Source organism: Nocardioides sp. Arc9.136 (assembly GCF_030506255.1).
Taxonomy (GTDB): Bacteria; Actinomycetota; Actinomycetes; order Propionibacteriales; family Nocardioidaceae; genus Nocardioides.
Map to the genome: position 1 here is coordinate 1273781 of NZ_CP113431.1, position 13281 is coordinate 1287061.

The 13281-nt window shown below is 73.9% G+C and carries 10 protein-coding genes; 5 read left to right on the forward strand and 5 right to left on the reverse strand.

Features of this window, described 5'->3' with window-relative positions; all coding sequences use genetic code 11:
* The first annotated feature begins 28 nt into the window (after positions 1-28).
* The 3 genes from OSR43_RS06185 to OSR43_RS06195 are packed head-to-tail and all read left to right on the forward strand — an operon-like array spanning position 29 to position 4674.
* On the forward strand, positions 29-2050 hold the full coding sequence (locus OSR43_RS06185; protein WP_302270300.1) for an ATP-binding protein: 2022 nt from the start codon (positions 29-31) through the stop codon (positions 2048-2050).
* A 27-nt stretch (positions 2051-2077) separates the two neighbouring features.
* Positions 2078-4162 (forward strand): penicillin acylase family protein, encoded by a 2085-nt coding sequence (locus tag OSR43_RS06190; RefSeq protein WP_302270301.1) that lies wholly within the window; start codon positions 2078-2080, stop codon positions 4160-4162.
* Positions 4159-4674, forward strand: coding sequence for a GNAT family N-acetyltransferase (locus OSR43_RS06195; protein ID WP_302270302.1), 516 nt, complete (start codon positions 4159-4161; stop codon positions 4672-4674). Before OSR43_RS06190 ends, OSR43_RS06195 begins: the two co-directional genes overlap by 4 nt.
* 543 nt (positions 4675-5217) lie before the next feature.
* On the opposite strand, the gene OSR43_RS06200 is transcribed toward OSR43_RS06195, so the two are convergent.
* From OSR43_RS06200 to OSR43_RS06220, 5 genes are all read right to left on the reverse strand, one after another.
* Positions 5218-6471: an HNH endonuclease signature motif containing protein gene (locus OSR43_RS06200; RefSeq protein WP_302270304.1), complete on the reverse strand. Its 1254-nt coding sequence runs from the start codon at positions 6469-6471 to the stop codon at positions 5218-5220.
* 338 nt (positions 6472-6809) lie between these two features.
* The gene (locus OSR43_RS06205; RefSeq protein ID WP_302270305.1) at positions 6810-7427 is read right to left on the reverse strand and encodes a response regulator transcription factor; all 618 of its coding nucleotides are present in this window, start codon (positions 7425-7427) and stop codon (positions 6810-6812) included.
* Between the two features lie 48 nt (positions 7428-7475).
* Positions 7476-8540, reverse strand: coding sequence for a CDP-glycerol glycerophosphotransferase family protein (locus OSR43_RS06210; protein ID WP_302270307.1), 1065 nt, complete (start codon positions 8538-8540; stop codon positions 7476-7478).
* The gene (locus tag OSR43_RS06215; protein ID WP_302270309.1) at positions 8537-9310 is read right to left on the reverse strand and encodes an HAD family phosphatase; all 774 of its coding nucleotides are present in this window, start codon (positions 9308-9310) and stop codon (positions 8537-8539) included. The genes OSR43_RS06210 and OSR43_RS06215 overlap by 4 nt, the downstream gene beginning before the upstream one ends.
* Positions 9288-10772, reverse strand: a complete 1485-nt coding sequence (locus OSR43_RS06220; protein ID WP_302270311.1) for a mannitol dehydrogenase family protein — start codon at positions 10770-10772, stop codon at positions 9288-9290. The genes OSR43_RS06215 and OSR43_RS06220 overlap by 23 nt, the downstream gene beginning before the upstream one ends.
* 215 nt (positions 10773-10987) lie before the next feature.
* Here OSR43_RS06220 and OSR43_RS06225 point away from each other — a divergent pair, with 215 nt between their 5' ends.
* Together OSR43_RS06225 and OSR43_RS06230 are read left to right on the forward strand one after the other, a co-directional pair.
* The gene (locus tag OSR43_RS06225) at positions 10988-12484 is read left to right on the forward strand and encodes an ABC transporter substrate-binding protein/permease (protein ID WP_302270313.1); all 1497 of its coding nucleotides are present in this window, start codon (positions 10988-10990) and stop codon (positions 12482-12484) included.
* Positions 12481-13245, forward strand: a complete 765-nt coding sequence (locus tag OSR43_RS06230) for an amino acid ABC transporter ATP-binding protein (protein WP_302270315.1) — start codon at positions 12481-12483, stop codon at positions 13243-13245. Before OSR43_RS06225 ends, OSR43_RS06230 begins: the two co-directional genes overlap by 4 nt.
* The last annotated feature ends 36 nt before the right edge of the window (positions 13246-13281 follow it).

Below are 13281 nucleotides of genomic sequence, written 5' to 3' on the forward strand. Positions count from 1 at the left end.
GGAGGTTCCGCTCGGGGAGGGGTGGGTCGTGAGGCTGGACCCGTCGGTCCGGGTCGGAGGGCTGCTCGCTGCGCTCGTCGTCAGCGGGTTCCTCGCCCTGCACGCAGCACCGGACGGCGGGACCGTCATCGGGATCTGGCCGGTGGGCGTCGCGTCCGCGCTCGCCCTCGAGGTCGGCCGCCGGCGTGCGCCGTACGTGCTCCCCGTGGTGCTGGTCGTCGCGGTCCTCACGATCTGGCTGGGCGGCCGGCCAGCGGACGTCGCGATCGGGTACGGCCTCGGCATCACCGTCGAGACCGCGCTGGTGGTCGCCGTGCTCACCCGTGGGGTCGAGGGTCGGCCGCCCCTGCGCACGGACGCCGACCTCCGGCGCTACTACCTGGCCGTCGCCGGGGCAGGGCTGGTCGCGGCGGCCTCGGGCGGGCTCACCTCGGTGCTGACCGGGTTCGGGAACCCCGGCACGGTGGCGCTCGCGCTGGGCACCGCCCACCTGGCCTCCCAGATCACGCTGCTGCCGTTCTTCATGCGGCTGCCTCCGCACGGCTCCATCGCGAGCGTGACCGAGCGGGTGCTGCAGTGGGCGGCGATCATCGTCATCACCCCGCTGGTCTTCTCCTTCGACGACGTGCCGTCGATGGCGTTCATGGTGGTGCCGTTGCTCGCGTGGGGCGCCCAGCGGATCCGGCCCTTCGAGGCGCTCGCCCAGATGGCGGCGCTGGTCTTCTTCGCCATCCTGATGACGACCGCCGGGCGCGGGCCGTTCGCCGCCGCCCCGCAGGCCTACGACCTGCCCGCGGACGCCCGGGGCGTGTTCCTCGCGGCGTTCGCCACCACGTGCGCGCTCATCGTGGTGCCGCTCCTGATCCGGGTCGGCGCCCACATCGTGATCTCCCGCGAGGCGCGCTCCGAGCGCGACAAGGTGCAGAGCATCGTCGACGGCGCGACCGGCATCGCGATCATCGGCGCCGATGCCGAGGGCCGGGTCACCCTCTTCAACCCGGGGGCGGAGCGGCTGCTCGGCTACTCCGCAGCGGAGATGATGGGCCGGTCGACGCGGATCCTGCACTCCATGCGGTCCGTGGTCGACAAGGCCAGGGAGCTGGGCACCGCCCCCGACTTCGGCTCCGTCGTGCAGCGGATCGTGACCGGCGAGCACGCGGGCACGCTGATGCGGTTCCGCCGCAAGGACGGCGTCGAGCGGATCCACTCGATGACCCTGACCCGGATGGTGGACGAGCGCGGCGCGACCGTCGGGTACGTCAGCACCTCCGAGGACGTGACCGACTCCGTCGACGCGCAGCAGCGGCTCCAGGACGCCCTCGACACCGAGCGGCAGGCCGTCGACCGCCTGCGCGAGGTCGACCGGGCCAAGGACGCGTTCGTCTCCTCGGTCAGCCACGAGCTGCGCACCCCGATCACCAGCATCATGGGCTACCTCGAGCTGCTCGGCGACGGCTCGTACGGCCCGCTGACCCCGGACCAGGGGAAGGCGCTGAAGCGGGTCTCCGACAACAGCGGCCGGCTGCTCGGCCTGATCGACGAGCTGCTCACGCTCTCCCGGCTCAGCGAGGACGGGCTCGCGCTCAGCACCCGCGCCTTCGACCTGCGGGAGGTCGTCCGCGAGGGGTACGCCGTCGTGGCGCCGGCCTGGGCGCACCGGCGGCTCGAGGTCTCCCTCGATCTCCCCGACGAGCCCGTCGAGTTCGTCGGCGACCGGGACATGCTCGAGCGGGTCGTGGTCAACCTGGTGGGCAACGCCGTGAAGTTCACCCCCGAGGGCGGCGCCGTCTCGGTGGTCCTGGGCGGCCACGGCTCCGAGGTCCACCTCGACGTGCGCGACACCGGGGTGGGCATCCCGCACCAGGAGATCGAGCAGCTGTTCTCGCGCTTCTTCCGCAGCTCGATCGCGCTCGAGAAGGCCATCCCCGGCTCCGGCCTGGGGCTGTCGATCACCCGGGCGATCGTGGAGAAGCACGGCGGCGCGATCGACGTCGAGTCCGCGGTCGGCCGCGGCACCCTGTTCCGCGTCCGGATGCCCACGGCCGCCTGACCCCGTGACCCACTAGGTTGCGGGCCCATGGCCCGGACCTACCGCGACGCGTGGGGCGTCCCGCACGTGCGGGCGACCTCCCTCGCCGATCTCGCCCACGGACAGGGCGAGGTCACCGCGCGCGACCGCACCTGGCAGCTCGAGCACCTGCACCGTCGCGCCACCGGCACCACCGCGGAGGTGCTGGGCGCGCCGGCGCTGCCGTGGGACCGGCTGGCCCGGCGCACGTGCCTCGTCGACGTCGCCCGCCGGGCCCACGCGGGCCTCGCCGGCGAGACGCGGGCCTTCGTCGCGGCGTACGTCCGGGGCGTGAACGAGGGCCTCGAGACCGCCGGTCGCGGCGGCGTCCCCGAGCTCGACCGGCTCGGCATCGACGCCCGGCCCTGGGAGGAGTGGACGCCGCTGGCGGTGTTCCTCGCCCAGCACCTGCTGTTCGCGAGCCTGCCGGGCAAGCTCTGGGCGCACCGCGCCCGGGAGGTGCTCGGCGCCGACGCCCGCCTGCTGTCGCACGAGGGGCCCTCGGCGAGCGGCTCCAACGCCTGGGCCGTCGGCGGCGACCGCACCGCGACCGGCGCGCCGCTCATCGGCGGCGACCCGCACCGGGTGGTCGAGGCGCCGGGTGTCTACCAGCAGGTGCGGCTGGCCTGCGAGGACCCCGCCGACCCCGTCGACGTGGTGGGGCTGGCGTTCCCCGGCGTCCCGGGCGTCCAGCACTTCGCGCACGCCGGCGAGGTGGCGTGGGCGATCACGAACGGCATGGCCGACTACCAGGACGTGTACGACGAGCGGCTGCGGCGGGCCGGCGACGGGGCGGCGGTGGAGGCGCTGGGGCCGGACGGCTGGGAGCCCGTGGCCGCCCGGGCCGAGACGATCGCCGTGCGCGGCGCTGCCCCGGAGACGGTCGAGGTGGTCGTCACGCCGCGCGGACCGGTGTTCGAGGGCGGTGTCGACGCCGGCGCCGGGCTCTCGGTCCGCTTCGCCTCCGACGTCCTCGGCGACCTCGGCTTCGACGCCCTGCTGCCGCTCCTGCGCTCGAGGACCGTCGACGACGTGGACGCGGCGCTCGACCGGTGGGTGGAGCCGGTCAACAACGTCGTCGTCGCCGACACCAGCGGCGCCGTGCGCTACCGCCTCGCCGGGCGGATCCCGCTGCGGGACGAGGCCAACCGGCACGGGGTCGTCGACGCCGCCGACCCGGCGACCGCCTGGGCCGGCTGGCTGGACCCGCTGCCGCGGCACGACGTACCTCCCGACGGGCAGGTGGTCACCGCCAACGAGCGGCGCGGCCCGGAGAGCGACCCGGTCGGCGCGACGTTCGCCTCGCCGCACCGTGCCCGCCGGATCGCGGCCCTCCTGGACGGCCGGGACGGGCTCACGGGGGAGGACTTCGCGGCGATCCACGACGACGACCTGTCCGCGCAGGCGCTCGTCCTGCGTGACGCCCTGGTCGAGGGGCAGCAGCCGTCGGCCGCGGGCGAGGCCGTCCGCGACGCCGTCCTCGAGTGGGACGGCCGGATGGCGGCGACGTCGGTGGGAGCCGCGGCGTACGCCGCCTGGCGCGCGGCGCTGGTACGGCGGATCGCTGCCGAGCCGGTGTTCGCGCCGTTCGCCGACCCTCGCCACGACCTGGTCTTCCTGCCCTGGATGGACCTCGTCGGCCGGGTCGGGCACGCGCTGGAGACCCTCGCCGCCGCGGGCGACCCGTTCGGCATCGACCTGCGCGCGCTCGCCCGGGACGCGCTCGACGACGCCGCCGGGCACCCGGCGACCTGGGGCACGACGCACGTCGCGACGCCCGTGCACGCCTTCGAGGTCGCCGACGCCGACCTCGAGCCGCCGTACGTCCCCGCGCTGCCGGTCTCCGGCGACAGCGACTGCGTCCGGTGCACCGGATCGGTGCCGGGCTGGACCGACGAGTGCTACCGCGGCTCGGTCGCCCGCTACGTCTGGGACCTGTCCGACCGCCAGGCCAGCGCCTGGGTCGTCCCGCTCGGCACGGCCGGCGACCCCCGCAGCCCCCACCACCGCGACCAGCTGCCGCTCTGGGCGGCCGGCCGACTCGCCCCGGTCGTGACCGACTGGGACCGCCTGACCGAGGAGACGCCCCGATGACCCTGCACCTCGACCCGTTCGTCCCCGACCGCGACAGCGCGACCCTCCACTCGTGGGTGGTCGAGGAGCGTGCGCGCTTCTGGATGATGCAGGACCACACCCTCGAGGAGGTCCGCGAGATCTACACCTGGCTCGACGAGCAGCCCACCCACCACGTGTGGCTGGTGCGCGAGGAGTCCGGCGAGCCCGTCGCCCTCTTCCAGGACTACGAGCCCACCGCCGAGGAGGTCGGCTCGACGTACGACGTCCTTCCCGGCGACCTGGGCATCCACTTCATGCTCGCCCCCGCCGACACCGTGCGGCACGGCTTCACCGCCGAGGTCGTGGAGCTGCTCCTCGACCACGCGTTCGCCGACCCGGCCGTCCACCGGCTCGTCGCCGAGCCGGACGCCCGCAACGACAAGGCCGTCGGGCTCGTCCGCCGCCTCGGCTTCCAGCTCGGCCCCGTCGTCCAGCTCTCCACCAAGCCCGCCCAGCTCGCCTTCCTCACCCGCCAGGCCGCCGGCCGCTGAGGCGTGCTCCGCCGGTCGAGCTGCGAGCGCGAGCGAGCGTCGTCGAGACCCGGCCCTGCTGGTCGAGCAGCGAGCGCGAGCGAGCGTCGTCGAGACCCGGCGAGGTGCGCAGGGCGCCGGGGTGGTCGGCGGGCCGGCCTCCTGCCGGTCGAGCAGCGAGCGCTGGCGAGCGTCGTCGAGACCCCGTGAGGTACGCAGGGCCTGGGGGTGGTCGCCGGGCCGCCGCCGCTGGTCGAGCAGCGAGCGCGAGCGAGCGTCGTCGAGACCCGGTGAGGTGCGCAGGGCGTCGGGGTGGTCGTCGGGCCGGCCTCCTGCTGGTCGAGCAGCGAGCGCCAGCGAGCGTCGTCGAGACCCCGTGAGGTGCGCAGGGCCTAGGGGTGGTCGCCGGGCCGCCGGGTGGGCTCGGCTCGAGGTCTCTTTTTCGAGTCGTGTGGTTGCGCGCCGCTGTGGTCGAGGTCCTGGGCGCGGCTGCGTGTCGCCTTACGGCCGGCGGGGGTCGACCGCTGTGGTTGCGGTCGGAACGGAGATTCGTCTTCGGTCGGCTTATGTCCTGCGGTGGAAGGCGACCTTTCCTCCGGGCAGGTGGGTGGTCTCGTAGGCAGGGTCGTGGATGCGGGCGTGGTGCCGGGGGCAGAGGTTGCGGGCGTTCGTCAGGTCAGTCGCTCCGCCTGCGGACCAGGGCTGGTCGTGGTGGGCGTGGCAGAGGTGGGCGGGCCAGTCGCAGCCTTCTGCGGTGCAGGTCGGTTGGGTGAGGTTCAGGGCCCGGCGTTGTGCGCCGGTGAAGAGCCGGGTGGTGCGGCCGAGGTCCAGCAGCTCTGAGCGAGTGCCGAGGACAGCGGGGACCAGGCCCGCCTCACAGGCCAGTCTCCGTGCGGTGGCTGCGGAGATGGTGCTGCCGTCGCCGAGCACACCCGGTGCGAGGCCACCCATGAGGGACGCGATGTCCATGGTGACGACGACGGTGGCGTTGAGCCCGCCGAGCTTCGGGACCGAGGCGGTGGGGAGGCGTTCGAGGAGCTCGCAGAACGCGTCGCCCATCCGTTCTGAAGCGGGGCGTCGTTCGTAGGTCTCGGCGCCGTTCTCAGCCGTCTGGTGCTTCGGGGCGGCGAAGGCAAGGAGCGTCTTCTTCAGCATCGCGCCGTAGAGCTCGGGGATCTTGAACTTCCCGACCACCGACCCGCGCCCGTCGGGGCTCATGGTCAGCCACGCGGTCTCCCGGGCCAGGCGCTCCTCGGCCTCCAGGGCGCGGGCGTCGCGGGCCTCGCCGATCTCCGGGGCCACGACGGTGAGCACGTGCTTGGCCAGGACCCGCAGCGACTTGGGGTCACGGTGCTGCGCCTCGGCGAGCAGGTGCTGCTCGGCACGGAGCGGGATGGTCGGGTCGTCCAGGTCGGCGGGCAGCCGGTCGAGGCACTCGGTGATGACCCGAGCGTGCTCCACCGACACATCACCCTCCGCCAGCACGGCCGCGGTGAGGTCGTGGCGATCGAGCGACTCCGCAAGCCGCATGCGGTGCTTCGCAGCAGGACGGGTCTGACGGGTCTCGACCGCCCACCACGAGGCGGTGTCGGTCGCGCCGACGCGTTCGCCGGCGTGACGACGGTCGGCCTCAGCGGCCAGGCGGAGCTCGAGCGCCTCCACGCGGGCGCGGAGCCGCGCTGCCTCGATCAATGTCGCCGCGACGTCGTCGTTGGACATCGACCACAGGTGGGACTCGTGCGCCCGGTCGAGGCGGGTGTGGGACTTCGCGACGGCGCGTGACACCACGTGTGTGCTGCGTCGGGAGTCCTTGGCCATGGGTCTACTCAAGCACCGACCACCGACAGTCCCGGGGCTGTTTTCCCAGTCCAGACCGCATCGTGGACCACAATCTAAGGACCTTCGCTGGCCACTCGAGTGCCCGAGGCCCTGCGCACCTCACCGGGTCTCGACGACGCCTCGCCGGGGCTCGGCTGCTCGACCAGCAGGGCGACCTGGCAGCCGGGAGACAGTCGCGACCACCCGCTGTCCCTCCCGTAGCTGCCCCCACCGCAACCACCCATGGTCCGTCGGCCGGAGGCGAGCACCCGGTGCTCTGCACACCTCACCGGGTCTCGACGCCGCCTCGCCAGCGCTCGGCCGCTCGACCAGCGGGGTCAGTTGGCGGAGACGCCGTGGTGGGCGCACCAGATGACGGCCTGCGAGCGGCGGTCGACGCCGATCTTGCGGTAGGCGGCGCGGACGTAGGTCTTGACGGTGTTGACGCTGACGTAGAGGCGCTCGGCGATCTCGGCGTTCGACAGGCCCGCGGCGACCAGGCCCAGCACCTCGAACTCCCGGACGGTGAGCCCGTGGGGGAGCAGGAGCAGCTTGGCGTCGACGTGGCGGGTGGAGGGGTTGCCGCCGGGCCCGGCGCGGGCGACCCGGTCGAAGACGTCGATCATCTCGATCGCGGTCGCGTCCATGCGCACGACGCCCGCGACCCCGCGCTCGAGGGCGGCCGTGGTCAGCGCCGGCTCCTGCGGGCGGGCGAGCGCGACGACCCGGGCGTTGCTGCGGACCAGGTGCGCGAGGTCGCTGCCGGCCGTGCCGTCCACCGGGTCGAGGCCGGCCGCGTCGTACAGCACGACGTCGAGCCCGGCCAGGTGCCCGTCGGAGGAGGCCGCGTCGCACAGCCACACGCGCGCCGGGTGACGCCGCAGCATCGTGGAGAGCCCGGTGAGCACCAGCTCGTGCGGACTGATCACGCCGACGCTCAGCGGCTTGCTAGCCATGGCCGACCGGTGCCCCGTCCGGGCGGGCTCACACCGACGACACGGCGATCAGGACAGCCCGAGCCGCTCCAGCACCCGGTCGGTCGCCCGGCCGTCCTCGAGGGACGTGTAGCGCTCGCGGAACGCGGCGTACTGCGCGGCGTGCTCCTTCTCGACCCGCTCGAGGCCGCCGATGACGTCGACCAGCTCACCGGTGGTGCGGACGATGGGGCCGGGCGCCTCGGGGACGAGGTCGAAGTAGAACCCCCGCACCGAGTCCTGGAACCGCTCGAGGTCGTAGGCGAAGTGCACGATCGGCCGACCGGTGATCGCGTAGTCGAACATCGTCGAGGAGTAGTCGGTCACCATGACGTCGGCCGCGCAGTAGAGGTCGCGGACGTCCGGGTGGTACGAGACGTCGTGGACGTGCGGGACCGCAGCGATCCGGGAGCGACCGGTCACCATGTTGTGGGCGCGCACGAGCAGCACGTGCTCGGGGCCGAGAGCAGCGGCGAACCGGTCGACGTCCAGGGCGAGCGGGACCTCGGGGCGGCCCTCGGCGAAGGCCTCGTCGTCGCGCCAGGTCGGCGTGTAGAGGACGACCTTCGCGCCGTCGGGGACGCCGAGGGAGGCCCGCACGCGCGCACCGGCCTCCCGGGACTCCGGCAGGCTCAGCAGGTCGTTGCGCGGGTAGCCGGACTCGAGCACCTCGCCGGTGAAGCCGAAGGCGCCCCGCAGCCGCGGCGTGCTCGCGGCGTTCGGCGAGAGCAGCAGGTCCCACTTGGCGATGTCGTGGTCGAGCCGGTCCAGCCGACCCTCGGGCGCCCACAGCACGTCCCGGTGGATCCGCTTGAGCGGGGTGCCGTGCCAGGTCTGGACGTACGTCGTGCCGGCCGGCTTGGTCCACTCGACCTCGGTGTGGGTGTTGGCGACCAGCAGGTCGGCCGACTCCAGCGCCTCGGTCGCCGCGGGGGAGTCGATGTCGACGGTCGTCACGCCGTCCGGGAACGCCGCCAGGTGCTCCTGGTCGGCGAGCCACACGTGCTCGAGCCCGGGCCGGTCCGCGACCCGCTCCCACAGGGCCCGCGGGTTGTCGGAGAACCGTCCGTGGAAGCTGTTCCAGACGATCTTCATGCCGACACCTCCGTACGTCGTTCCTCCTGCAGCCCGAGCAGGTCGACCAGCTCGTCCCAGTCCTCGACGACCGCGACCACGCCGGCGTCCAGCAGCGCACGTCGGCGCTCCGCCCGCTCCGGCTCGGGCACGAAGACCAGGTTCCCGACGGTGGGGATGCCCGCGCCGACGGCGGAGCGGGCGCCGGAGACGGCGTCCTCCACTGCGACCGCCTCGTGCGGGGCGAGCCCCAGCCGCTCGAGCGCGAGCAGGTAGACGGCCGGGTCGGGCTTGCTGGTCGGCGCCGGCAGGGAGTCCTGCGCGCTGAAGCGGTCCGCGACCGGCAGCACCTCGTCGAGGTCCGCGGCCGTGAAGCAGGCAGCCAGGCGGCCGAGGGCGCTCGAGCTGACGACGGCGAGCTGCCAACGGTCCGCGAGGAGGCGCAGCGCGTCGCTCACGGCCGGGTCGGGCACGAGGGTGGCGGCCAGGTGCCGGGTGACGACGTCCTGCTCGCGGGCGACCCAGGTCTCCATCTCGTCGTCGGGGACCGTCACGCCCTGCTCGGCGGCCAGGTCGCCGGCCAGGCTGCGGAAGTTGCGGCCGAGCGCCGCGGCCTGGAGGTCCGCCGGCTCCCAGTGGTGGTCGGAGCCGAGCCAGGCGAGGAAGTCGTTGGTCACCCCGGTGGACGCGGCGAAGGCCGGCTCCTCGGAGGCGAACAGGTTGCCGTCCGCGTCCAGGAGCAGGGCACGCACCGGTCCCAGGTCCAGCTCAGGATGCTGCGGCTGCTGCACGGTCCTCCACCTCTCGTCCGACGAGCGCCTGCTGCAGCGCCGTGACGAACTCCGGGCAGCGGGCGAGCCGCTCGAACCCCTCGGCGGCCGCCAGGAAGGGTCGCACGTCGTGCCCTGCCCGCGAAGCCGGCCCCAGCAGGTCGGCGAGCGCGGGGTCGGCGAGGGTGTCGGCGAGGTCGCCGGAGGTGACCAGCCCGTCCGCGACCGCCTGCGCGGAGCGGCGCAGGCCGTCGATCCAGGCCGCGACGACGCTGGTCAGCAGGGCGTGCGGCCGGCCCGCGAGCACGGCGCGCTCGAGCGAGGGCAGGACGTAGTTGCGCATCCGCACCGAGCCGCGGCGCCGCAGCCGGGTCAGCGGGTCGGCGATGGCCGGGTTGCGGAACCGGTCGAGCACGCCCCGCAGGTACGACGGCAGGTCGAGCCCGGGGACCGGGTCCAGCAGCGGGCAGACCTCCTCGGCGAGCATCCGCTCGACGAGGGGACCGACGGCGGGGTCGGCCATCGCGGCATCGGTGGTCGAGTGCGCGGTCGCCTCGCCGAGGAAGCCGAGGGCCACGTGGCCGGCGTTCAGCAGGCGCATCTTGGCCTCGACGTACGGCCGGGCGTCGGAGACGACCTCTACGCCGACGTCCTCGAGCGGGGGGCGCGGGCCGCCGAAGGAGTCCTCGACGACCCACTGGCTGAACGGCTCGGTGACGACGGGTGCGCGGTCGTGGACGCCCAGCTCGTGGCGCAGGAGTCCCCGGTGCTCGGCCGTCGTGGGCGGCGTGATCCGGTCGGCCATGCTGTTCGGGAAGGCGACGTGGCGTGCGATCCACCGGGCGAGCCCCGGCTCGAGCGCCTCGGCGGCCGCCACGACGCACCGACGCGTGGCGTCGCCGTTGCCGGGCAGGTTGTCGCACGACAGCACCGTGAACGGCGCCTGGCCGGCGCGGCGCCGCGCGCCGAGCGCGCGGGCCAGCAGGTCGAAGGCGGTGGGCGGCACGGCGGGACCGGTGGCGGCCGACACGGCGTACGACGGCGCCGTGACGGTCAGCGTCACGAGCAGCGTGCGGGGGTCGACCAGTGCTGCGATGGCGTTCGCGGCGCCGTCGCGGCCGCCGGCGGCGAGGTAGTCGCGCAGCACGCCGACGACGTGGGCGCGCGGCTGGCCGAAGGAGAGCTCCAGGGTGGTGTAGAGGAAGTCCTGGGCGGCGAGCTCGGCGCGGTGGCTGTTCGTGCGCAGCCCGACACCGCGGACGCCCCAGTCACGGGCGCCGAGGGCGGCGAGGCGGTCGAGGTAGACGGCCTGGTGGGCACGGTGGAACGCGCCGACCCCGAGGTGCACGACACCCGTGCCGAGCGCTGCGACGTCGTAGGTGGGGCGGCTGACCCGGGGCGGGAGGGCACCGAGGGTGCCGAGGCCCAGACGGAGCGCGGTGGCCGGTGCGGGGAGGACGTGGTCCTGGTTGGGACGAAGCACTCACACCTCCTGTCGTTCGTGGGGCACCAGGGGTGCGAACAGAACTGGTCACCTACCCGTTCTGCTACGTCACCAAACATTCGTCTCGGCGACCCCTTCGGTCGGTTGACTCATGGGTTCCCCTGTGTGTGGCCGCGAGGCTCGCCCGCACGGGTGACAGCCGCCGCCGCGTACGACGTCGAGTGCTCGACCCCGCAGCGGGGTACGGAGTGCGGGTGCCGTTGACCCGTCCTCTCGCGCTGCTCGCCGTCGGCTGGAGCCTCGTCCTGGGCGCGCTGCTCGGCGTCGCCGCCCCCGCGACCGCCGCGGACGCCGCGGACGACGACGCGCCGCGGGTCGTGCGGGTGGGCACGGAGGGGGTCTACCCGCCCTTCAGCTACCGCGACTCCGAGAGCAACGAGCTGACCGGCTTCGACGTCGACGTGGTGCGAGCGATCGGTGAGGAGGCCGGGTGGGACGTGCGCTTCGTCGAGGCGCCGTTCGACGCGCTGTTCCCGGCGCTCGACACCGGCCGCCTCGACGTCATCGCCAACCAGGTGACGGTCACCCCCGAGCGGGAGGCGCGCTACCTGTTCAGCACGCCCTACACCTACTCCCGAGGCGTCATCGTCACCGGGGCGGACACCGACGACATCACCTCGCTCGAGGACCTCGAGGGACGCACGACCGCCCAGACCGCGAGCAGCAACTGGGCGCAGGTCGCCGAGGACGCCGGGGCGGAGGTCGACTTCGTCCAGGACTTCGGGCCGGGCGTCGAGCTCCTCCTGCAGGGCCGGGTCGACGCGATCGTCAACGACAACATCGCGGTCCTCGACTACCTCGCGACGTCCGGGACCGACGAGGTGAAGATCGCCGGGCCGGCGGGCGACGAGGTCCTCGAGCAGGCCCTGGCGTTCACCCAGGACGACGCGGCGCTCCAGGAGGAGGCCGACGCGGCGATCGAGGCGCTGACCGCGGACGGCACCCTGGAGGAGATCTCCGAGGAGTACTTCGGCGCGGACGTGACCGTCGAGGGCGGCACGACCGACGTGGAGGTCGACGCCTCCGACGCCCGCTCCCGGTGGGAGGTCGTCCAGGACACCGCCTGGCCCATGCTCGTCGGGCTGGTGAAGGGCAACATCCCGCTCACCGTGGCGAGCTTCGCGATCGGGCTGGTCCTGGCCGTCGCGGCGGCCCTCGCCCGGCTCTCCTCGATCCGGGTCCTCGACTGGATCGCGCGGGCCTACATCTCGCTCATCCGCGGCACGCCGCTGGTCGTGCAGCTGTTCATCGTCTTCTTCGGCCTGCCGCAGCTCGGCGTGGACCTCGACCCCTACCCCGCCGCGATCCTGGCCCTGAGCCTCAACGTCGGTGGGTACGCCGCCGAGGTGGTGCGTGCGGCGATCCTCTCGGTGCCCCGCGGGCAGTACGAGGCGGCGACCGTCATCGGCATGGACTACCGGCAGTCGATGCGGCGGGTGATCCTCCCGCAGGCCGCCCGGATCGCGGTGCCGCCGCTGTCCAACACGCTGCTCTCGCTCATCAAGGACACCGCGCTCGCCTCGCTGGTGCTGGTCCCCGAGCTCTTCCGCGAGGCGCAGGTGACGGCGGGCGCCACCTTCGAGTACCTCCCGCTCTACGTGATGGCCGCGCTCTACTTCTGGGTGGTCTGCTACCTGGTGAGCCTGGCCCAAGGCCCCCTGGAACGACGACTGAGCAGGTACGTGGCATGAGCGAGCTGATCGAGGTCCGGGGGCTGGAGAAGTCCTTCGGCGACAACCGGGTCCTCCAGGGCGTGGACTTCACCGCCGCGGCGGGCACCGTGAGCGTGCTGCTGGGCCCCTCCGGGTCGGGCAAGACGACGGTCCTGCGCTCGATGAACGTGCTCGAGACGCCCGACGCGGGGACCGTGCGGATCGGCGACGCCGAGCTCGACTTCACCCACCCGCCGGCCGGCAAGGCGGATCACCGCCGCGCGGTCAAGGCGCTCCGCGCGCGCAGCGGGATGGTCTTCCAGTCCCACAACCTCTTCCCGCACATGACCGTGCTCGGCAACCTCCTCGAGGGACCCGTGCAGGTCCAGGGCCGCGACCGCGACGAGGCCGCCGAGGACGCCCGCGCGCTGCTGGCCCAGGTCGGGCTGGAGGGGCGGGAGGACGCCTACCCCGCGCAGCTCTCCGGCGGGCAGCAGCAACGCGTCGGCATCGCCCGCGCGCTCGCCCTGCGCCCGGAGGTGCTGCTCCTCGACGAGCCGACCTCCGCGCTCGACCCCGAGCTCGTCGGCGAGGTGCTCGCGGTGATCCGGGACCTGGCGCGCGAGGGCTGGACGCTGGTGATCGTGACCCACGAGGTGCGCTTCGCCCGGGACGTCGCCGACCAGGTGCTCTTCCTCGACGGCGGTGTCGTCGCGGAGCGCGGCGGCCCGGAGGTGCTCGTCGAGCCGCGGGAGGAGCGGACCCGCCGCTTCCTCCAGCGGGTGCTGGACGCCGGCTGAGCGACCGGCGGGTCGACGGGCGGCGTTGGCGGTGCC

Bases quoted from the DNA above. Each gene is read 5' to 3' on its own strand.
- OSR43_RS06230 (WP_302270315.1), top strand. From the start codon at position 12,481: ATGAGCGAGCTGATCGAGGTCCGGGGGCTGGAGAAGTCCTTCGGCGAC.
- OSR43_RS06200 (WP_302270304.1), bottom strand. From the start codon at position 6,471: ATGGCCAAGGACTCCCGACGCAGCACACACGTGGTGTCACGCGCCGTC.
- OSR43_RS06210 (WP_302270307.1), bottom strand. From the start codon at position 8,540: ATGAAGATCGTCTGGAACAGCTTCCACGGACGGTTCTCCGACAACCCG.
- OSR43_RS06195 (WP_302270302.1), top strand. From the start codon at position 4,159: ATGACCCTGCACCTCGACCCGTTCGTCCCCGACCGCGACAGCGCGACC.
- OSR43_RS06190 (WP_302270301.1), top strand. From the start codon at position 2,078: ATGGCCCGGACCTACCGCGACGCGTGGGGCGTCCCGCACGTGCGGGCG.
- OSR43_RS06205 (WP_302270305.1), bottom strand. From the start codon at position 7,427: ATGGCTAGCAAGCCGCTGAGCGTCGGCGTGATCAGTCCGCACGAGCTG.